This window comes from Streptomyces sp. MUM 203J (assembly GCF_022414595.1).
In the GTDB taxonomy this organism is placed as follows: Bacteria; Actinomycetota; Actinomycetes; order Streptomycetales; family Streptomycetaceae; genus Streptomyces.
Genome location: NZ_JADWYO010000003.1, coordinates 159,298 through 178,926 on the forward strand (window position 1 = coordinate 159,298; position 19,629 = coordinate 178,926).

General features: G+C 72.0%; 17 protein-coding genes. 12 read left to right on the forward strand and 5 right to left on the reverse strand.

All coding sequences use genetic code 11. The features are described from left to right. Positions 1-18 precede the first annotated feature (18 nt). The 7 genes from thrC to I3F58_RS03570 all read left to right on the forward strand — a co-directional run bounded on the left by thrC (position 19) and on the right by I3F58_RS03570 (position 7,588). Positions 19-1,323, forward strand: a complete 1,305-nt coding sequence (gene thrC / locus I3F58_RS03540) for a threonine synthase (RefSeq protein ID WP_240106675.1) — start codon at positions 19-21, stop codon at positions 1,321-1,323. A gap of 52 nt (positions 1,324-1,375) precedes the next feature. Beyond that, positions 1,376-1,654 (forward strand): MoaD/ThiS family protein, encoded by a 279-nt coding sequence (locus tag I3F58_RS03545; RefSeq protein ID WP_240106676.1) that lies wholly within the window; start codon positions 1,376-1,378, stop codon positions 1,652-1,654. Between the two features lie 405 nt (positions 1,655-2,059). Further along, the gene (locus tag I3F58_RS03550; RefSeq protein WP_003953467.1) at positions 2,060-2,263 is read left to right on the forward strand and encodes a cold-shock protein; all 204 of its coding nucleotides are present in this window, start codon (positions 2,060-2,062) and stop codon (positions 2,261-2,263) included. Positions 2,264-2,630: 367 nt separating this feature from the next. Beyond that, on the forward strand, positions 2,631-4,253 hold the full coding sequence (gene groL, locus I3F58_RS03555; protein ID WP_240106677.1) for a chaperonin GroEL: 1,623 nt from the start codon (positions 2,631-2,633) through the stop codon (positions 4,251-4,253). 237 nt (positions 4,254-4,490) lie between these two features. Beyond that, entirely contained in the window at positions 4,491-5,942 is a 1,452-nt protein-coding gene (locus I3F58_RS03560; RefSeq protein ID WP_240106678.1) for a sodium:alanine symporter family protein, read from the forward strand. Positions 5,943-6,191: 249 nt separating this feature from the next. Continuing rightward, positions 6,192-6,485, forward strand: a complete 294-nt coding sequence (locus tag I3F58_RS03565; protein WP_240106679.1) for a DUF3303 family protein — start codon at positions 6,192-6,194, stop codon at positions 6,483-6,485. Between the two features lie 104 nt (positions 6,486-6,589). After that, the gene (locus I3F58_RS03570; RefSeq protein ID WP_240106680.1) at positions 6,590-7,588 is read left to right on the forward strand and encodes an aldo/keto reductase; all 999 of its coding nucleotides are present in this window, start codon (positions 6,590-6,592) and stop codon (positions 7,586-7,588) included. Between the two features lie 162 nt (positions 7,589-7,750). Here I3F58_RS03570 and thpR read toward each other — a convergent pair whose 3' ends face one another. Genes thpR through I3F58_RS03585 form a run of 3 tightly spaced genes read right to left on the reverse strand, consistent with a single transcriptional unit; the run spans position 7,751 to position 10,241 of the window. After that, on the reverse strand, positions 7,751-8,326 hold the full coding sequence (thpR, locus tag I3F58_RS03575; protein ID WP_240106681.1) for an RNA 2',3'-cyclic phosphodiesterase: 576 nt from the start codon (positions 8,324-8,326) through the stop codon (positions 7,751-7,753). Continuing rightward, a complete protein-coding gene (locus I3F58_RS03580; RefSeq protein ID WP_240106682.1) occupies positions 8,323-9,759 on the reverse strand; it encodes an MFS transporter in 1,437 nt (478 codons plus the stop codon). Before I3F58_RS03580 ends, thpR begins: the two co-directional genes overlap by 4 nt. 32 nt (positions 9,760-9,791) lie before the next feature. Continuing rightward, positions 9,792-10,241 (reverse strand): MarR family winged helix-turn-helix transcriptional regulator, encoded by a 450-nt coding sequence (locus tag I3F58_RS03585; RefSeq protein ID WP_240106683.1) that lies wholly within the window; start codon positions 10,239-10,241, stop codon positions 9,792-9,794. A gap of 51 nt (positions 10,242-10,292) precedes the next feature. On the opposite strand from I3F58_RS03585, the gene I3F58_RS03590 reads away from it, so the two are divergent. Continuing rightward, positions 10,293-10,889 carry a hypothetical protein gene (locus I3F58_RS03590; protein ID WP_240106684.1) on the forward strand — a complete coding sequence of 199 codons (597 nt, stop codon included), beginning with the start codon at positions 10,293-10,295 and terminating at the stop codon, positions 10,887-10,889. Positions 10,890-10,960: 71 nt separating this feature from the next. Continuing rightward, entirely contained in the window at positions 10,961-11,188 is a 228-nt protein-coding gene (locus I3F58_RS03595; protein ID WP_308354944.1) for a ribbon-helix-helix protein, CopG family, read from the forward strand. Between the two features lie 3 nt (positions 11,189-11,191). Here I3F58_RS03595 and I3F58_RS03600 read toward each other — a convergent pair whose 3' ends face one another. Beyond that, entirely contained in the window at positions 11,192-12,646 is a 1,455-nt protein-coding gene (locus tag I3F58_RS03600; protein ID WP_240106686.1) for an NCS2 family permease, read from the reverse strand. Positions 12,647-12,827: 181 nt separating this feature from the next. Here I3F58_RS03600 and I3F58_RS03605 point away from each other — a divergent pair, with 181 nt between their 5' ends. From I3F58_RS03605 to I3F58_RS03615, 3 genes are all read left to right on the forward strand, one after another. Then, positions 12,828-13,103: a DUF2530 domain-containing protein gene (locus tag I3F58_RS03605; protein WP_240106687.1), complete on the forward strand. Its 276-nt coding sequence runs from the start codon at positions 12,828-12,830 to the stop codon at positions 13,101-13,103. A gap of 83 nt (positions 13,104-13,186) precedes the next feature. Beyond that, the gene (locus I3F58_RS03610; protein ID WP_240106688.1) at positions 13,187-13,744 is read left to right on the forward strand and encodes a hypothetical protein; all 558 of its coding nucleotides are present in this window, start codon (positions 13,187-13,189) and stop codon (positions 13,742-13,744) included. A gap of 119 nt (positions 13,745-13,863) precedes the next feature. After that, entirely contained in the window at positions 13,864-16,263 is a 2,400-nt protein-coding gene (locus tag I3F58_RS03615) for an HAD-IC family P-type ATPase (protein ID WP_240106689.1), read from the forward strand. A 129-nt stretch (positions 16,264-16,392) separates the two neighbouring features. On the opposite strand, the gene I3F58_RS03620 is transcribed toward I3F58_RS03615, so the two are convergent. Then, on the reverse strand, positions 16,393-19,512 hold the full coding sequence (locus I3F58_RS03620) for a sacsin N-terminal ATP-binding-like domain-containing protein (protein WP_240106690.1): 3,120 nt from the start codon (positions 19,510-19,512) through the stop codon (positions 16,393-16,395). Positions 19,513-19,629: the final 117 nt, after the last annotated feature.

A 19,629-nucleotide genomic window follows, 5' to 3' on the forward strand; every position in this document is an offset into this window, starting at 1 on the left:
GAAAGGGCCTCGCCTCCCATGGCTGTGCAGACCACCGCACCCACCACCAGCACCTCCGGTGCCGCCGCCCCCGTCGACCTCGGACCCGCCGCCGGCCTCTCCTGCCGCGAGTGCGGCGAGCGCTTCCCGCTCGGCCCGGTCTTCGCCTGTGAGCAGTGTTTCGGCCCGCTGGAGATCGCCTACGACTTCGGCGGCCACGACCCCGAGGAACTTCGCAAGCGCATCGAGGCGGGCCCCGCCAGCATCTGGCGGTACGCCCCGCTGCTCCCCGTCCCCGCCGACGTCGCGGACAAGCCGAACCTCAACCCCGGCTGGACCAAGCTGGTCAAGGCCGACAACCTCGCCCGCGAACTGGGCGTCACCGGTGAGCTGTTCGTCAAGGACGACTCGGGCAACCCCACCCACAGCTTCAAGGACCGGGTCGTCGCCCAGGCCCTGGAGGCCGCCCGTGCCTTCGGCTTCACGACCCTCTCCTGCTCCTCCACCGGCAACCTGGCGGGCGCGGTCGGCGCCGCCGCCGCCCGCGCGGGCCTCCGGTCCTGCGTGTTCATCCCGCACGACCTGGAGCAGGGCAAGGTCGTCATGGCCGCGGTCTACGGCGGCGAGCTCGTCGGCATCGAGGGCAACTACGACGACGTCAACCGCTTCTGCTCGGAGCTCATCGGGGATCCGCTCGGTGAGGGCTGGGGCTTCGTCAACGTCAACCTGCGGCCGTACTACGCCGAGGGCTCCAAGACCCTCGCGTACGAGATCTGCGAGCAGCTCGGCTGGCGGCTCCCGGACCAGATCGTCGTCCCGATCGCCTCCGGCTCCCAGCTCACGAAGATCGACAAGGGGCTCCAGGAGCTGATCAGGCTGGGCCTGGTCGAGGACAGGCCGTACAAGATCTTCGGCGCCCAGGCGGAGGGCTGCTCCCCGGTGTCGGCGGCCTTCAAGGCCGGTCACGACGTCGTCCGGCCCCAGAAGCCGAACACCATCGCCAAGTCGCTGGCCATCGGCAACCCGGCCGACGGCCCGTACGTCCTGGACATCGCCCGCCGCACCGGCGGCGCCGTGGAGGACGTGACGGACGAGCAGGTCGTCGACGCCATCAAGCTGCTGGCCCGCACCGAGGGCGTCTTCGCGGAGACCGCGGGCGGCGTGACCGTCGGCGTGACGAAGAAGCTCATCGAGAACGGTCTGCTGGACCCGGCGCTCACCACGGTCGTCCTCAACACCGGCGACGGTCTCAAGACCCTGGACGCGGTCTCCCCGACCACCGGGCCGACCGCCACGATCCGCCCGAGCCTGGACGCCTTCCGCGACGCAGGCCTCGCCCACTGACCGGCCTCGCCCGCCGGCCCACCGCCACCACACCCCGGGAGACCCGAACAGCATGAGCGTGAACGTCCGCATCCCCACCATCCTCCGCACCTACACCGACGGCAAGGCCGAGGTCCCGGCGGAGGGCGCCACCCTCGCGGAGGTCATCCAGTCCCTGGAGCAGAGCCATCCGGGGATCTCCGCGCGCGTCCTCGACGACCAGGGGCAGCTGCGCCGCTTCGTGAACGTCTACGTCAACGACGACGACGTGCGCTTCGAGGGCGGCCTCGCCACGGCGACGCCGGACGGCGCGGGCGTCTCCATCATCCCGGCCGTCGCAGGCGGCTGCTGAGCCCCGGAGCCCCTTCGGATTGCCCCCTCCGGGAAAGCGGAGGGGGCAATTCTGCATGGTTAGGCGCGGTACAGTTGGGGAAGTCCCTGCCGCCGCGTGTGCCGCCCGCATATGAGAATGCGCCCGGCCACGACAAGATGTAGCCAAAATGCCGTCACATGATGCGGCTTTTGCGCGGTTTGCCCGGCCCGACTTGCCCGGGGTTGTAGCCCTTTCGGCCACTTTTTCCGATCACGAGTGCTCGGATTTCTCGTCCGAATGACCTGTTGCAGAGGGCAGTTGGGCAGATACATTCAGCCGCGGTCGACGCGTTCCGGCGCACGCTCACTCCTGTCGGTGAGCGAGGTCTGACCCGGGTCCGCGAAGTGCGGTCCTGTGCAAGGGCCAGTAATAGGGGAGTTAGGCATGGCTCAGGGCACCGTCAAGTGGTTCAACGCGGAGAAGGGATACGGCTTCATCGCGGTCGACGGTGGTGCGGATGTATTCGTGCACTACAGCGCGATCCAGATGGATGGCTACCGCACCCTTGAGGAGGGGCAGCGGGTCGAGTTCGAGATCTCGCAGGGCCAGAAGGGCCCTCAGGCGGACATGGTCAAACTCACGGCCTGACCGCGACGCGTTTCGGCCAACCGGAACCTCATGAAGGGCCCGGCTCCCCGACCAGGGAGCCGGGCCCTTCGCGTGCCCGGGGCCGCGCCCCGGCTCCCCCGGAGCGTGTCCGGGCGGGGCCCGGCACAGCCCAAGGCGCTTGCACTCTCCTAGGGCGAGTGCTAATCATTGGCGTTAGCACTCTGCGAGTGAGAGTGACAACGAAGGACCTCGTCGGTGAGGCCCGCAGGCCGGGTGGGGCAAGGAACCACACGGCACGCAGGCCGTCCGTCGCGGGCGCCAGCGCGGTCCGGAAGCAATCCTCCCCCGAGCTCTCAGCTTCGTTCGAGCAGGGGGGACCCCCATCGTCCTGGGAGGACCACTTCACATGGCCAAGATCATCGCGTTCGACGAGGAGGCACGGCGCGGTCTCGAGCGCGGGATGAACCAGCTCGCCGACGCCGTCAAGGTCACCCTTGGCCCCAAGGGTCGCAACGTCGTCCTCGAGAAGAAGTGGGGCGCCCCCACGATCACCAACGACGGCGTCTCCATCGCCAAGGAGATCGAGCTCGAGGACCCGTACGAGAAGATCGGCGCCGAGCTGGTCAAGGAGGTCGCCAAGAAGACGGACGACGTCGCCGGCGACGGTACGACCACCGCGACCGTCCTCGCCCAGGCGCTGGTCCGCGAGGGTCTCCGCAACGTCGCCGCCGGTGCCAACCCGATGGCCCTGAAGCGCGGCATCGAGCGCGCCGTCGAGGCCGTCTCCGGTGCCCTGCTCGAGCAGGCCAAGGACGTCGAGACCAAGGAGCAGATCGCCTCCACCGCGTCCATCTCCGCCGCCGACACGCAGATCGGCGAGCTGATCGCCGAGGCGATGGACAAGGTCGGCAAGGAAGGCGTCATCACCGTCGAGGAGAGCAACACCTTCGGTCTGGAGCTTGAGCTCACCGAGGGCATGCGCTTCGACAAGGGCTACATCTCGGCGTACTTCGCGACCGACATGGAGCGCATGGAGGCGGTCCTGGAGGACCCCTACATCCTCATCGTCAACTCCAAGATCTCCGCGGTGAAGGACCTCCTTCCGCTGCTGGAGAAGGTCATGCAGTCCGGCAAGCCGCTGCTGATCATCGCCGAGGACGTCGAGGGCGAGGCCCTGTCCACGCTGGTCGTCAACAAGATCCGCGGCACCTTCAAGTCCGTCGCCGTCAAGGCCCCGGGCTTCGGCGACCGCCGCAAGGCCATGCTGGGCGACATCGCCATCCTCACCGGCGGCCAGGTCATCTCCGAGGAGGTCGGCCTCAAGCTGGAGAGCGCCGGTCTCGACCTGCTGGGCCGCGCCCGCAAGGTCGTCATCACCAAGGACGAGACCACGATCGTCGACGGTGCCGGTGACAGCGAGCAGGTCCAGGGCCGCGTCAACCAGATCCGCGCCGAGATCGAGAACTCCGACTCGGACTACGACCGCGAGAAGCTCCAGGAGCGCCTGGCGAAGCTGGCCGGCGGCGTGGCCGTCATCAAGGCCGGTGCCGCCACCGAGGTCGAGCTGAAGGAGCGCAAGCACCGCATCGAGGACGCGGTGCGCAACGCCAAGGCCGCCGTCGAGGAGGGCATCGTCGCCGGTGGTGGCGTGGCCCTGCTGCAGGCCGGCAGCGTCTTCGAGAAGCTGGAGCTGGACGGCGACGAGGCCACGGGCGCCGAGATCGTCCGCAAGGCCCTGGCCGCCCCGCTGACCCAGATCGCCGTGAACGCCGGCCTCGAAGGCGGCGTCGTGGTGGAGAAGGTCCGCAACCTCACCCCGGGTCACGGCCTGAACGCCGCGTCCGGCGAGTACGTCGACCTGATCGCCGAGGGCATCATCGACCCGGCGAAGGTGACCCGCTCCGCGCTGCAGAACGCCGCGTCGATCGCCGCGCTGTTCCTCACCACCGAGGCCGTCATCGCGGACAAGCCGGAGAAGGAGAAGGCCGGAGCCCCGGGCGGCATGCCCGGCGGCGACATGGACTTCTGATCCGTCCCTCCGTACGTTCGTACGGGGGACCGGAACCGGTCCACTTGAACCGAGGGCGGCACCCCTCCTCCCAGGGGGTGCCGCCCTCGGGCGTGCCCGGGGGGCCGCGCGGCCACGCAGGTGTGACTTTTTACGTAATGCCTGGTTGACCGCCGTATGTGAAGATGTCCCGGGCCCTGGGTCACCCATGCCCTTTGGCCTTCTTTGCCCCCCGTAGCCCCCCTCACAAGGATGCCCGTGGAAGCGCTCGACTCCCTGATCGTGGACGTCAACGACGTCTTCTGGACGTATCTGCTCATCCCTGTCGTCGTGCTCGCGGGCCTCTGGTTCACGCTGCGGTCCAAGGGTGTGCAGCTTCGTCTCCTGCCCGAGATGTTCCGGGTGGTGAAGGAGCCCGCCCCGAGCGCGGAGGGCGGCCGGAAGCCGGTCTCGTCCTTCGGCGCGTTCACGGTGTCGGCGGCGGCCCGGGTCGGCACCGGCAACATCGCGGGTGTCGCGGGCGCGATCACGCTGGGCGGCGCGGGCGCGGTGTTCTGGATGTGGGTGATGGCGCTGGTCGGCGCCGCCTCCGCGTTCGTCGAGTCGACGCTGGCGCAGCTGTACAAGACACGTGACAAGGACGGTACGTACCGGGGCGGCCCCGCGTACTACATGCAGCGCGCGCTGGGGAAGCCGTGGCTGGGCTTCCTGTTCGCGGTGACGATCACGGTGACGTTCGGCTTCGTCTTCAACGCCGTGCAGTCCAACACGATCATCGCGGTGGCCGGCGGCTCGCTGGGCGACACGGCGGACGCGTCCTGGTTCGCCCCGGCGCTCGGTGCCGGCGTGGCGCTGCTGCTGGGCCTGGTGATCTTCGGCGGTATCCGCCGGATCGCGTCGGTCACCCAGGTGCTGGTCCCGGTCATGGCGGTCGTCTACCTGGTGCTGGGCGCCGTGGTGGTCGTGATGAACGTCAGCGACATCCCGCGGGTCGTCGCGGACATCGTCGGGGGCGCGTTCGGCTTCCGTGAGGTCGCGGGCGGTGCGGTCGGCGCGGCGATCCAGAACGGTATCCGGCGTGGCATGTTCTCGAACGAGGCCGGTCTGGGCTCGGCGCCCAACGCCGGCGCGACGGCCGAGGTCTCCCACCCGGTCAAGCAGGGCCTGGTCCAGTCGCTGGGCGTGTTCTTCGACACGATGCTGATCTGCACGATGACCGCGTTCATCATCCTGACGACGAACCCGGCGCTGGCCGGCCGTCAGGGCGCCGACCTGACGCAGTCCGCGCTCCAGTCCACGCTGGGCGGCTGGGCGGGCCACGTCCTGACGGCGGTCGTCTTCATGCTGTGCTTCTCGACGCTGATCGGTAACTACTACTACGGCGAGTCGAACATCGAGTTCATGACCGGCGAGGACCGCAAGGGCTGGGTGCTGCCCGTGTACCGGGTGCTGGTCCTGGCGACGGTCTTCCTGGGCGCGCTCGGCACGGTGAGCGTGGTCTGGAACCTGGCGGACGTGTTCATGGGCTTCATGGCCCTGGTGAACCTGGCGGCGATCGTCCCGCTGTCGGTCATCGCCTTCCGGCTGCTGGACGACTACCAGCAGCAGCGTCGCGCGGGCCTGGACCCGAGGTTCACGCGGGACCGGGTGCCGGGTCTGACGAACGTCGAGTGCTGGGAGCCGGCGAAGGTGGCCGAGCGCGTCGGCTGACGTGGCCGAGCGCCGTACGTCGAGGGCGGTGGCCCCGGTTTCCCCGGGTCACCGCCCTCGGGCGTTGTGGGGGCCGTACGGGATGTCCGCCCGCATGCACGGACGGGCCGGGGACGAAAGCGGGGAGGGTGCGGGGTTCGTCCGCCCGTGCGCGACTGCACCGTGATGGCCGAGCCGGGTGGCGGGACGCGCCGACCGCGCTGAGTCTGGGACAGCCCCCACCACCTCACAGACACAGGGAGCGGACCGATGCGCATGATGCTGCGCGCCACGATGGACACCGGGACGGCGAACGACATGATCAAGGCCGGCCAGGTCCAGGGCGAGATGAAGAAGGTGCTGGACCAGATGAAGCCGGAGGCCGTGTACTTCACCGCGGACCGGGGGAAGCGCGCCTGCACGATCGTCTTCGACATGGACGACTCGTCCCGGATCCCCGTCGTCTGCGAGCCGCTGTTCCAGAGCTTCGGCGCCGAGATCACCGTCCAGCCCTGTATGAACCTCGAGGATCTCCAACGGGGTCTCGCCGCCCTCGCCGGCTGACCGGCCCGGCCGCCCGTGGCCAGTCGTCGCCACGGGCGGCCGATGAGGGCCCCGGCCCAGGCGCCCTTGCCTTGAGCGGACTTCAACACGTTGGCTTGTCCGCCATGGAGTACACGCAGCTCGGACGTACCGGACTCAAGGTCAGCCGACTGGTCCTCGGCACGATGAACTTCGGCCCTCAGACGGACGAGGCCGGGAGCCACGCCATCATGGACGCCGCGCTCGACGCGGGCGTCAACGTCTTCGACACCGCCAACGTCTACGGATGGGGCGAGAACAAGGGCCGTACGGAGGAGATCATCGGCTCCTGGTTCGCGCGGGGCGCGGAGCGGCGGGACAAGGTCGTCCTCGCCACCAAGGTGTACGGCTCGATGCACCGCTCCGCCGAGACCTGGCCCAACCACGACCGGCTGTCGGCGCTCAGCATACGCCGCGCCGTCGAGGCCAGCCTCCGACGGCTGAACACCGACCACATCGACGTCTACCAGTTCCACCACATCGACCGGGACACCCCGTTCGAGGAGATCTGGCAGGCGGTCGACGTCCTGATCCGGCAGGGCAAGATCCTCTACGCGGCTTCCAGCAACTTCCCCGGCTACAAGATCGCCCAGGCGAACGAGACCGCCGCGCGGCGCGGCATGGTCGGACTGGTCAGCGAGCAGTGCCTCTACAACCTGGCCGAGCGGCGCGCCGAGATGGAGGTCATCCCGGCCGCCCGGGACTACGGGCTGGGGATCATCCCCTGGTCGCCGCTGGGCGGCGGACTGCTCGGTGGCGTCCTCCGCAAGGAGAGGGAGGGCGGCGGCGGGGAGCGCTCGCGGACCGGACAGGTCGCGAAGGCGCTGGCCGACCCCGTCCTGCGCGGGAGGATCCAGGCGTACGAGGAACTCGTCGACAAGCACGGACTCGCACCCGGCGAGGTGGCGCTGGCCTGGCTGCTCACCCGGCCCGGGGTGACGGGGCCGATCACCGGGCCGCGCACCGCCGAGCAGCTCGACTCCGCGCTGCGGGCGGCCGGGCTGGAGCTGGGCGACGAGCTGCTGGAGGAGCTGGACGTGATCTTCCCGGGGCCCGGGCCCTCGCCGGAGGCCTTCGCCTGGTGACGGGCGGCGGCCGCGCGGTCAGCCCAGGGCCGACGCCAACGCGATGATCGCGAACATCAGCACGAGCACACCGGCCATGATCCGGTTACGGGTCTTCGGGTCCACGCGTCGAGGTTACTGTGCTTCCCGGTGGGCCGGCCCCCGGGCCCCCGGCCGGTGGGTTCAGCCGGCTCGGCCGGTGCCCAGGGGCCAGGTGGCGACCGTCTCGTAGCGGGGGCGGTCGCCCGGCTCTCCGGAGGTGGGGAGGTTGCTGCGGATCAGCGTCAGCTCGCGCACCTCCCACCGGTGGCTCTTGAACCGCTCCAGTTCCACCACGTACGGCCGCAGGTCCGCGTCCGTACGGCTGCGGGCCAGCGTGAGATGGGCCTGGTAGCGGCGGTGCTCGTCCATCGGGACGCCCGCGTGGCGGGCCGCCGCGTCCGTGCGCTCGGCCAGCAGCCGCATGTCGTCCAGCCCGCCCGCCGCCCCCGCCCACAGCGCGCGGCGCCCGAACCGCCCTCCCCCGTGGACCCGCAGCGGGAACGGCTCGGTGCGGCGCGCGCCCCGGGCCAGCCGCTCCTCCAGGCCGGGCAGCAGCTCCTCGTCCACCTCGCCCATGAACGCGAGTGTGTAGTGCCAGCCGGGGCGGCCGGTCCAGCGGAGCCTGTCGGCGCCGGGCATCGCGCGCAACTCCTCGACGGTCAGGGCCAGTTCGTCGAGCACGGGCTGCGGCGGCAGTACGGCAGCGAAGAGCCTCATGCTCCCGAGTCTGGCACGCGGGCGGCTCTCGGGGCCGCCGTGAACCCGCCACGTCGGTGGGTGTCCGGGCGGGCTCCCGTCGCCGGGCCCGGACGGTGTCCGCCCGCAAGGAACGGACGAGCCGAAAGCCGTCGCCAGTCCTCGCGGAGCCGTACCCCCCTCGCCCGCGCCAGGATCACCCCGATCACCGCCGCCGCGGCCAGCGACACCGCGCCGCCCGCCGCGAAGCCGGCCCTCGCGCCGTAGGTGTCGGTGATCCAGCCCAGCAGGGGCGCGCCCAGCGGCGTACCGCCGACGAACACCATCATGTAGAGGCTCATGACCCGGCCCCGCATCACGGGGTCGGTGGCGAGCTGGACGAACGAGTTGGCCGTGACGTTCACGGTCAGGCCGACCATGCCGATCGGCACCAGAGCCGCCGCGAACAGCCAGAAGGAGGGCGACAGGGCGGCGGTGATCTCCAGCAGGCCGAAGACCAGGCCGGCGCCGACCAGCATCCGCAGCCGGGACGTGCCGCGCCGGGCGGCGAGCAGCGCGCCGATGAGGGAGCCGATCGCCATGAGCGTGTTGAGGAACCCGTACGTCCCTGGGCCCACGTGGAAGACGCCGTCCGCGAACGCGGTGAGCCAGATCGGGAAGTTGAAGCCGAACGTGCCGACGAACCCGACGAGCGCGATCGGCCAGACCAGCTCCGGGCGTCCGGCCACATAGCGCAGGCCCTCGCGGAGCTGGCCCTTGCCGCGCGGCGCGCGCTCCGTCCTGTGCAGCTCGGCCTGGCGCATGAGCAGGTTCGCGGTGATCGGCGCGAGGAAGGACAGGCCGTTGATCAGGAACGCCCAGCCGCTGCCGACGGAGGCGATGAGCAGACCGGCGACGGCGGGGCCGACGAGGCGGGCCGACTGGAAGTTGGCCGAGTTGAGGCTGACGGCGTTGCGGAGCTGCTCGGGGCCGACCATCTCGGAGACGAAGGACTGGCGGGTCGGGTTGTCGACGACGGTCACCAGGCCGAGCAGGAAGGCGACCAGGTAGACGTGCCAGACCTGGACGTGCCCGGAGAGGGTGAGGGCGGCCAGGGCGAGCCCGCACAGGCCGAGCGCGCTCTGGGTGAGCAGCAGCAGCTGCCGCTTGGGGTACCGGTCCGCGATGACGCCGCCGTAGAGGCCGAACAGCAGCATGGGCAGGAACTGGAGCGCGGTGGTGATGCCGACGGCGGTGGCCGAGCCGGTGAGGCTGAGCACCAGCCAGTCCTGGGTGATGCGGGCCATCCAGGTGCCCGTGTTGGAGACGATGGCGCCGCTGAAGAACAGCCGGTAGTTGCGGATGGCGAGCGACGAGAAGGTCCCGTTGCGTTCGCCGGGGCGGGGTGGTGTGCGGACGGGGGTGTCGTCGGGGTTGTGTCCGGGGGCGGAGTCTGCTCCGGGTCCCGTACTCAAAGGGGTTCGCCTCCTCGGCGGTCGGGTGCTCCCTACAGGTGTGCCAGCTTCTCCAGTACGGGTGCGGCAGCGCGCAGCCTGGCCCACTCGTCCTCGTCCAGGCCCTCCGCGAGGGACGCCAGCCAGGCGTTCCGCTTGCGGCGGGACTCTTCCAGCATGGAGTCGGCCAGTTCGGTGCGGCTGACGACCTTCTGCCGCCGGTCGTCGGGATGCGGCTCCAGCGTGACCAGGCCCTTGGCCTCCAGCAGAGCGACGATGCGGGTCATCGACGGCGGCTGGACGTGTTCCTTGCGGGCCAGCTCGCCGGGAGTGGCCCGGCCGCAGCGGGCGAGGGTGCCGAGCACCGACATCTCGGTGGGGCTCAGTGACTCGTCGACCCGCTGGTGCCGCAGGCGACGGGAGAGCCGCATGATCGACGATCGAAGCGCGTTGACGGCCGCGGCGTTCGCCTCGGCGCCGTTGCCGTGGGACAGGTCAGGCATGTTTGTTAGAGTAACTCATTACCCTGCCTAAGGACCAGTCGAGGGAGCCGTATGCCCCGCTCACCCCTGCCGCCGCCTCCGCCGCCCGCGCATCTGCGGGCCTGGCCGGACCGGGAGGCGCTGCTGGCGGACCGGGGGCGGGCGATGGAGGTGCTGCGGGGGCGGTGGCTGGGACTGGGGCGGTTGGCGGTGCTCTGGCTGTCGGGGGCGCTGGGGGCGCTCGGGTGGGTGCTGTTCACGGTGCCGTTGCAGGGACTCGGCAGGTACGGGGACCGGATGGTGCTGATCGCGGCGCCGGTGCTCGTGCCGCTGGGGCTGGGGGCGCTGGTGGCGGCGGCATTGCTTGCGGTGCGCGGGGTGCGGCGGGACCGGGAGGCGCGGCGGCTGATGGACGCGTGGCGGGGCCTGGAGCGGGACCCCGGGACGGACGGGCGGCTGCGGGCGCCCGGGCTGAGTCTGGCCTGGCTGCTGCTGTCGTTCGTGCCGTGCGTGCTGGGGCTCTGGGCGTCGTTCGGGGCGGCGGGCGCGGCCCGTACGGTCGCGGACGTGGTGCTGGGGATGGGGGCGGGGGTGGTGCTGTGGGTGACCGGGATGCTCGGGGTCGCCAAGGCGTTCTCGTACCGCAGATGGGTGCTGTCGCGCGGCTGAATCACTCGTAGGAGTGACAGTCTTATGAAAAGCGACGCGTGGGCGCGGGCGGGGCCGCGACCCTGTCGGGCATGGAATCCACGGGGACGACGGGACAGACGGGGGCGGGGGGAACCGGGGGATCAACCGTCCTCAGTCTGAGGATGGACGGCGATCTGCTCGAACGCGTGCGGCAGCATGCCGCCAGAAGCCAGATGAGCGTCCAGGACTACGTGGTCCGGACGCTCGTCCGGGCCGACTTCGACGAGCGCTTCAGCGCGGCCGTCGACGAGACGGAGAAGTTCTACGGTCTCACCTGAGCGTCAGGTGAGACCCAGCGACGGCACGGCGTAGGAGAAGACGAACACCGCCGACACCACGTACATCGCGGCCGGTACCTCCCGGCCCCGTCCGGTGGCGAGCCGCAGCACGCTGAAGGCGATGAAGCCGATGCCGATGCCGTTGGTGATCGAGTAGGTGAACGGCATCATCACCATCGCCAGGAACGCGGGCACCGCGATCGTGAAGTCGCTCCAGTCGATGTCCCGGACCGATCCGGCCAGGATCAGGAAGCCGACCGCGACCAGCGCGGGTGTGGCCGCCTGGGAAGGGACCATCGTGGCCAGCGGCGTGAGGAACAGCGCGACGGCGAAGAGACCGCCGGTGACGACCGATGCCAGGCCCGTACGGGCGCCCTCGCCGACGCCCGCGGTCGACTCGACGTAGCAGGTGGTGGCGGAGGAGGAGGTGGCGCCGCCGGTGGCGACGGCGAAGCCGTCGACGAGCAGCACCCTGTTGATGCCGGGGAGGTTGCCGTCCTTGTCCATCAGTTTCGCTTCGTCGCCGACGCCCAGGATCGTGCCCATCGCGTCGAAGAAGCAGGACAGCAGGACGGTGAAGACGAAGAGCGAGCCGGTCAGCAGGCCGACCTTCTCGAAGCCGCCGAAGAGGCTGACCTGGCCGATGAGCCCGAAGTCGGGGGTGGCGAGCGGGCTGCCCGGCCATTCGGGGGTGGTCAGGCCCCAGGACGGGACGGTCGCGACCGCGTTCACGATCATCGCGGCGGCCGTCATGACGATCATCGAGATGAGGATCGCGCCCGGGACCTTGCGGATCAGCAGTGCCAGGGTGAGCAGCGTGCCGACGGCGAAGATCAGCACCGGCCAGCCGGTGAGGTGCCCGTCGAGGCCGAGCTGGAGCGGCACGGTGGTCTGGGCGGCGTCCGGGATGCGGGAGACGAAGCCGGAGTCCACCAGGCCGATCAGCATGATGAACAGGCCGATGCCGATGGCGATGCCCTTGCGGAGGCCGGTCGGCACGGCGTTCATGACGCGTTCGCGCAGACCGGTGGCCACGAGGAGCATCACGATGAAGCCCGCGATGACCACCATGCCCATGGCGTCGGGCCAGGACATGTTCGGCGCGAGCTGGAGTGCGACGACCGTGTTGACGCCCAGTCCTGCGGCGAGCGCGATGGGGACGTTGCCGATGACGCCCATCAGAAGCGTGGTGAACGCGGCGCTCACGATGGTCGCGGTGACCAGTTCGCCGCTGTCGAGCTGGTGCCCGTACATGTCCTTGGCGCTGCCGAGGATGATCGGGTTCAGCACGATGATGTAGGCCATCGCGAAGAAGGTGGCGAACCCGCCGCGGATCTCGCGGGCGGGGGTGGAGCCGCGCTCGGAGATCTTGAAGAACCGGTCCAGGACGCTGGTGCCGGTCGGCTGCGGCTCGGGGGCGACGGGCGCCGCGGCGGGAGCGGTGGCCGTGGGTGGCATGGAGAACCTCGTGGGGGCGGGGGAGGTGTCCGCGCCTCCTTGTGTCTTCACACGATCAAAGCCGGTCACCGCAAAACCGTTTCAGTATGAATGCATGAGTCGAAGATCGGTATCTCCGCGCGTAGAACGTGCGTGCGATGCCCGGGTGGGCTGCCGTGCCGCGGCGCCTACGATGTGGGGCATGGCGAAGTGGACCCCCAAGCACGAGGCGCCCGAGCCCCTGGAGGGGCCGGTCGTCGCGACGATCACCGGCGGCACGGTCATCTGGTTCGCCCTGTTCCTGCTCCAGCTCCCCTTCTACGGGTGGTTCGCGGACCGCGGCTGGGAGAACTGGGTCTGGACCTGCCTGGCCGGGGGTGCGCTGGGGCTGCTGGGCGTCTGGTACGTCCGCAAGCGTGACGCCGCGATCCGCCGCGCGGCGGAGGGGGAGCGGGACCCGGGCGCCGACTGGGCCTGAGGGGGCGGCGCGGGGCGGTGCCCCCCGGCCGGTCGTCGCGCACGCCTGTTCCCCGCCAGGCGGGTGGCTGGCACGATCACGCCATGAATGGCGAGAAGGCGACGACGGCGGCGTACAGCGCGCGGTACGGGTGGGACCGGCGGACGCTCGGGGTGGTCGCCGTCTGCGCGGCCTTCTGTTCGACCGTGCTGCTGCCGGGCGCGCCCCTGGCGCTGTATCTGCTGGTGCTCCCGTTCTTCGGGGGCGGTGGGCTGTTTCTCGCGTGCGTTGCGCTGAGCCGCAGGGTCGCGTTCCGGGTCGACGAGAGCGGTGTGCTGCTGGGCGGGACGCCTCCGCGCCATCGGGCCACCACCGCCCACGTCCCGTGGGACGACATCGAGGCCGTCGTCCTGTGGCGGCAGACCGGCGCCGCCCACATGCCGTACGTCGGCCTCGCCCGCCGCGAGGACGCACCGCGGCTGCCCGGCGCCGGGCAGGGCGACCGGGCCCGCGCGCTGAGCGGGTTTCTCGTGCCGGACGTTCCCCCGGACGTCGTCATGGCCTCCCGCGCCGTCAACGGCTGGCGGCTCGACAAGGACCGGCTGGCCGCGGCGGTGGCGGCGTTCGCGCCGCCCGGAGTGGAGGTGCTCGACGCCTGGTGAGCACGGCGCGCCCCGGGCCCCGGAGCCGTACCCCCGTGGGGCCGTCCGGCTCCCGCCCCGGTCGGATCTTCGCGCCGTTCCAGGGGTGAGCGCGGGCATCCGGCCGTACCGTCGGAGTCATGACGCAGCGCGCCGGCACTGACGACGTGACGACGGAGACGGGCCAGGGCGGGGCCGCCCGGGCAGGTGGGCTGAGCGCCGCCGAAGTGGCCGTGCGGGTCGCGCGGGGTGAGGTCAACGACGTACCCGTACGGTCCTCCCGCTCCACCGCCGACATCGTCCGGGGCAACGTCCTCACCCGGTTCAACGCCATCATCGGCGTGCTGTGGGCGATCATGCTGGCCGTCGCGCCCATTCAGGACAGCCTGTTCGGGTTCGTGATCGTCGCCAACACCGGCATCGGCATCCTCCAGGAACTCCGTGCCAAGAAGACCCTCGACGGCCTCGCGGTCATCGGGGAGGCCAAGCCGACCGTGCGCCGGGACGGCACCCCCACCGAGGTGTCCACGTCCGAGATCGTGCTCGGGGACCTCATCGAGCTGGGGCCCGGGGACAAGGTCGTCGTCGACGGGAGGGTGGTCGAGGCCGACGGGCTCGAAGTCGACGAGTCGCTGCTCACCGGCGAGGCCGACCCCGTGCTCAAACAGCCCGGCGACACCGTCATGTCCGGGTCCTTCGTCGTCGCCGGCGGCGGAGCCTTCACCGCCACCAAGGTCGGCCGCGAGGCCTACGCCGCGCAGCTCGCGGAGGAGGCCTCCCGCTTCACCCTGGTCCACTCCGAGCTGCGCTCCGGCATCTCCACCATCCTCAAGTACGTGACCTGGATGATGGTCCCCACCGCCACCGCGCTCGTCATCAGCCAGCTCGTCGTCAAGGAGACCGGCTTCAAGAACTCGGTCGCCCGCACCGTCGGCGGCATCGTCCCGATGATCCCCGAGGGGCTCGTCCTCCTCACCTCCGTCGCCTTCGCCATCGGTGTCATCCGGCTCGGCCGCAAACAGTGCCTAGTCCAGGAACTGCCCGCCATCGAGGGCCTCGCCCGCGTCGACACGGTCTGCCTCGACAAGACCGGAACCCTCACCGAGGGGGGCATGGACGTCACCGGGCTCCGGCTCCTCAACGGCGCCGACGAGGCGTACGTGTGCAAGGTGCTCGGCGCCCTGGGAGACGCCGACCCCCATCCCAACGCCTCCCTCCGGGCCATCATCGACGCCTACCCCGACAGCGAGGACTGGCGCTGCACCGAGGCCCTGCCCTTCTCCTCCGCCCGCAAGTACAGCGGCGCCGCACTCAGCGAGGGCGACGGCCAGACCAGCACCTGGCTCCTCGGCGCGCCCGACGTGCTGCTGCCCGCAGGCGACCCGGCGCTCGGGGAGACCGACGCCCTCAACAAGCAGGGCCTGCGGGTCCTCCTGCTGGCCCGGGCGAGCGGCGAACTGGACGACCCGGCCGTCGTCGGCAAGGCCCGCGCCGCCGCCCTCGTCGTCCTCGAACAGCGGCTGCGCCCCGACGCCGGAGCCACGCTCGCCTACTTCGCCGACCAGAACGTCGACGCCAAGGTCATCTCCGGCGACAACGCCGTCTCCGTCGGCGCCGTCGCGGGCAAGCTCGGCCTGCCCGGCGCCGACCGCGCCGTCGACGCCCGCCGCCTCCCCGAGGACCGCGACGCCATGGGCCGCGCCATCGAGGACGGCGCCGTCTTCGGCCGGGTCACCCCGCAGCAGAAGCGGGACATGGTCGGCGCCCTCCAGTCCCGCGGGCACACCGTCGCGATGACCGGCGACGGCGTCAACGACGTGCTGGCCCTCAAGGACGCGGACATCGGGGTCTCCATGGGCAGCGGCTCCGAGGCCACCCGGGCGGTCGCGCAGATCGTGCTGCTCGACAACAGCTTCGCGACGCTGCCGTCGGTCGTCGCGGAGGGGCGGCGGGTGATCGGCAACATCACGCGTGTGGCGACGCTGTTCCTGACGAAGACCGTCTACTCGGTGCTGCTCGCCGTCCTCGTCGTCGTCTTCCAGCTGGAGTACCCGTTCCTGCCGCGGCACCTGACGCTGCTGTCGACGCTCACCATCGGTGTGCCCGCGTTCTTCCTGGCGCTCGCGCCCAACAAGGAGCGGGCCCGGCCCCACTTCGTCCGGCGCGTCATGCGGTACGCGATCCCCGCGGGGCTCATCGCGGCGGCGGCCACCTTCACGACGTACACCCTGGCGGGCAGCCACTACAGCGGGCCCGGAGCGCTGGACGCGGAGACCAGCGCGGCGACGCTGACGCTGTTCCTGGTGTCCCTGTGGGTGCTGGCGATCATCGCCCGGCCCTACACCTGGTGGCGGATCGCGCTGGTCGCGGCGATGGGCGCGGCGTTTCTGCTGGTGCTGGCCGTGCCCTGGCTGCAGGACTTCTTCGCCCTGAAGCTGGTGGGCACGACCATGCCGTGGGCGGCGGTGGGGATCGCGGCGGCGGCGGCGGGGATGCTGGAGTTCGCGTGGCGGTGGGTGGGGCGGAGGTTCCCGGCCTGATGCCGCCGCCGGCGGGCCGAGCCGACAGGGGCTTCACCGTCCAGGGGCTCCGCCGCCCGGGGCTTCACCTCCGGGGACCGAGCCGGAGGCGGCCACCGCCCCCGGCCCACCGCTGCCCGGACCCGTCCCTCAGTCGAACCACCGGTCCCGCGCCAGCTCCTCCGTGCGCGACTCGTCCTCCAGCAGCGCCGCCACCTCGAAGCGCCGCGGCCACTGGCCCGCCGCCCAGGCGAGGCCGGCCGCGACGCCCTCCAGGGTGGCCGCGTGGATCACGCCGTCAGGTGTCCGCCGCCAGTCCAGCCCGGCACCGCCCTCGACCACCAGTTCCTCGTGCTCGACGTACGTCTCCGGGGTCGCCGCGCCGAGCAGCTCGGTCACCGACGCGGGTACCGCGTGCTCCTCGCCCTCCGTCGTGACGGGAGCCGAGACCGCCTCGCCCAGCCGCCGCACCTGGAGCAGCTCCGCCAGCTCCGCCGCGCGTGCCGGGGCCACCGGCAGCAGCGGCAGCCCGGCGGTCAGCGGCAGCAGGTCCGGGGAGTCCGCGATCAGCGCCTCGCCCGCGTCCACCACCCGCACCTCGCCGTCCACCACCGCGCGCAGCTCGTCCGGCAGGGTCACCTGCTCCGGGTCCAGGTCGGCCAGGGCGGTGTACAGCGCGTGGAGCTGGGTGCCGGTCACCGTCCGTTCCGGGTCGGCCAGCCGGGCCAGCAGCTCCGCCGCGCCGCCCGGCTCGTCCAGCAGCGCCGCCACCGACGTGCGCACGCCCAGGGCGTGCAGGACCTGCGCGTCGCCGAAGCCGGTCGTGTCGGCCGCCTCGTACAGCCCCTCCAGCAGCGGGTCCGCGCCCGCCGCCCGCAGCCCGGCCGGGCGCCGCCCGTCGAGCACGGGGTGGTCGCGCAGCCACCAGGCGGTGTACGAGTGGACGGACTCGGTCGTGCCGTCCGGCAGCAGCACCCGCACCCGCTGGGTCAGCGCGTCCCGCAGCGGCGGCTGCGCCAACAGGGCCAGTGCCTGCGGCCACTTGTCGTCGTCGACCAGCTCCAGGTCCCGTACCGCGACGATCTCCGTCGCGACCGGCGGCACGGGCGACTCGGGCAGCCGGTCCAGTGCGTCCTCGCACCACACGTCCACCGCGTCCAGCAGGCCGACGTCGTCCGGCTCGGCGTAGTCGGTGTCACGGGGCTCCAACTCGTCCGGATCCATGACGACATCGGATGCCCGTACGAGGGTGAAGTCGGCCAGCACGCCGCAGGCGGCGAGCGGCTGCACACCCCACTGCTGAGCCAACTCCGCATCGCACAGCGCGAGTTCCCCGTCCCGCATGACGGAGGCGAAGGCGCTGCCGGGCAGCACCAGCTCACCGGCCGGGGCCAGTTCCCCCTCCTCGTCGGGCAGCGCGAGCGCCCCCAGCCAGGGCTCGTCGCCCGGCTCCAGCGCGGCCTCCCCGACGAGGGCCAGCACGGTGTCGGCCAGCTCCTCCGGCTCCAGGGCGTCCTCGTCCCAGCTGTCCCCGCCGTCGAGGGAGGCGGCGACGGCCGCCCGCACCTGGGGGGTCGTCAGAACGGCCCGCGGGGTCGCCGGGAGGGCGCCCAGCTTCTCCAGGAGCGGGTGCGCGGCCTCCGGGTGGGTGACCTTCAGCCCGAGGCGCCCCAGGTCGGCCGGGGTGTCGGGCAGCGGCAGCAGCACCTGGCGGGGGCCGACCGTGGTGCGGCCGTCCGCGAGGGGAACCGGCAGGCCGGTCAGCCGGTCCGGGTCGACGCCCGCGAGGGAGTCGTACAGCCGGTACCACCAGTCGGGCGCCCGCTCGGCGCCCGCGAGCCGGTCGACGGCGTCGCCCAGCGGCAGCCGGGCCACCCCGAGCGCGCGCAGCTCGGCACGCCGCTCCAGCCCGGCGGGCAGCAGCGTGGGAAGCACCTCGGCCAGCACCCGTACGGTCTCGGCCCCGGCACCCTCCACCACCTCGGCCTCGAACGGCCGCAGGGCGGGCAGCTCCTCGGAGGGCGCGGCGGGCGGGAGGAACGCGACCCGGGGGAGCAGCTCCAGGATCGCCCCCCGGAGCGCCCCGTCGAGCACGCCCTTCCCCAGCGGCCCCGGCACCAGGTCGACGGTCCCGGCCGACACGGGTCTCCACTCCGCGAGCAGCTCGGCGTACGCGTCGGCGGCCCGGGCCACGACGAAGTCGGTGAGCGTGCCGGGGGCGGGGTGGCGGCGGGTGGAGTCGAGCGGGAACGAGGCGATGAGCAGCGCGGGGAGGCTCAGCGGCTCGTCGGTGGGGGTCGGCGCGTGGACCACGGGAGACGTGTCGGGCCGTACCGGAGCCCCCTCCCCGTCCACGGGCACGGCCCAGGTCACCGACCAGTGCGGCCGCAGCCGCTCCTCCACGGGACGGTCCTTGAGCAGCCCGGGCGCGAGCGCCCCCTGCCGGGTGACGGTCCGCCAGCGGGCGGTGCCGCGCGAGGAGTCGGAGACGAGGACGTACGAGGGGTCGTCCGGATCGGCGGAACGGGCGAGGGTGCGGGCCCCGGCGGGCGTCTCGACGACGACCTCGGTCAGCCCGGGCAGGGTCAGCAGCAGGGCGTCCCCGACAGCGGCCAGGAGACGTTCGACCAGGTCCACGGCGGCGGCGTCCCGCAAGGGCAGGACGACGACCGTGTCGTATCCCTCGGGCGGCGTGCCCTGCGCGGGCAACGGCAGCCGCAGCAGCGGTACATGGCCTTCGCGCCGCCGCAGTTCGTCGCCCAGGCCCGGACTGACCCGCGCGGCTTCCGCGGCCATGCCCCGCGCCTCGGCCAGCGACCACCGGACACTCCCGTGCCGCCCGATGACGGCGGGCTCGTCGCTCACCGCGAGCACGGCGGCGAACCCGACCCCGAACCGTCCGACCGCCCCCTCGTGCCCCTCCCGCTTGGCGGAGGCGCGGAGCGTGGACAGCGACTCGACGCCGGTGGCGTCGATCGGGGCGCCGGTGTTGGCGGCGGCGAGGACGGCGGGCCCGTCGGCGTCGGCCGGGTGCAGGGTGAGCCGCAGCCGGCCGGGCACACGGGCGCGGGCGGCTGCGTCGGCGGCGTTCTGGGCCAGTTCGACGACGAGCCGGTCGCGGTAGCCGCCGAGACTCAGCTCCTCCTCGGCGTTGGCGTCCTCGCGGAACCGCGCGGGACCCGCTCCCCAGGCGTCGAGCACCCCGCGCCGCAGCCGGGCGGTCCCGAACGGATCGGCGGCCTCGGGTGCGGCGGTCGGCCTCAGGCTCACGATGTGCTCCGCTTCTGCTCGTACGGGACCCTCCGCCGCCGAAGGTACCGCGCCCCGAGCCGTGCGGGCGCCCGCGCCCCCTGGGGGGACCCGGCTGCTCGTCCCCGATCGCCGGAC

Excerpts from the sequence above, each read along its gene's own strand:
- thrC (WP_240106675.1), top strand. The coding sequence starts at position 19 with ATGGCTGTGCAGACCACCGCACCCACCACCAGCACCTCCGGTGCCGCC.
- I3F58_RS03545 (WP_240106676.1), top strand. The coding sequence starts at position 1,376 with ATGAGCGTGAACGTCCGCATCCCCACCATCCTCCGCACCTACACCGAC.
- I3F58_RS03550 (WP_003953467.1), top strand. The coding sequence starts at position 2,060 with ATGGCTCAGGGCACCGTCAAGTGGTTCAACGCGGAGAAGGGATACGGC.
- groL (WP_240106677.1), top strand. The coding sequence starts at position 2,631 with ATGGCCAAGATCATCGCGTTCGACGAGGAGGCACGGCGCGGTCTCGAG.
- I3F58_RS03565 (WP_240106679.1), top strand. The coding sequence starts at position 6,192 with ATGCGCATGATGCTGCGCGCCACGATGGACACCGGGACGGCGAACGAC.
- I3F58_RS03570 (WP_240106680.1), top strand. The coding sequence starts at position 6,590 with ATGGAGTACACGCAGCTCGGACGTACCGGACTCAAGGTCAGCCGACTG.
- thpR (WP_240106681.1), bottom strand. The coding sequence starts at position 8,326 with ATGAGGCTCTTCGCTGCCGTACTGCCGCCGCAGCCCGTGCTCGACGAA.
- I3F58_RS03585 (WP_240106683.1), bottom strand. The coding sequence starts at position 10,241 with ATGCCTGACCTGTCCCACGGCAACGGCGCCGAGGCGAACGCCGCGGCC.
- I3F58_RS03590 (WP_240106684.1), top strand. The coding sequence starts at position 10,293 with ATGCCCCGCTCACCCCTGCCGCCGCCTCCGCCGCCCGCGCATCTGCGG.
- I3F58_RS03595 (WP_308354944.1), top strand. The coding sequence starts at position 10,961 with ATGGAATCCACGGGGACGACGGGACAGACGGGGGCGGGGGGAACCGGG.
- I3F58_RS03600 (WP_240106686.1), bottom strand. The coding sequence starts at position 12,646 with ATGCCACCCACGGCCACCGCTCCCGCCGCGGCGCCCGTCGCCCCCGAG.
- I3F58_RS03605 (WP_240106687.1), top strand. The coding sequence starts at position 12,828 with ATGGCGAAGTGGACCCCCAAGCACGAGGCGCCCGAGCCCCTGGAGGGG.
- I3F58_RS03610 (WP_240106688.1), top strand. The coding sequence starts at position 13,187 with ATGAATGGCGAGAAGGCGACGACGGCGGCGTACAGCGCGCGGTACGGG.
- I3F58_RS03615 (WP_240106689.1), top strand. The coding sequence starts at position 13,864 with ATGACGCAGCGCGCCGGCACTGACGACGTGACGACGGAGACGGGCCAG.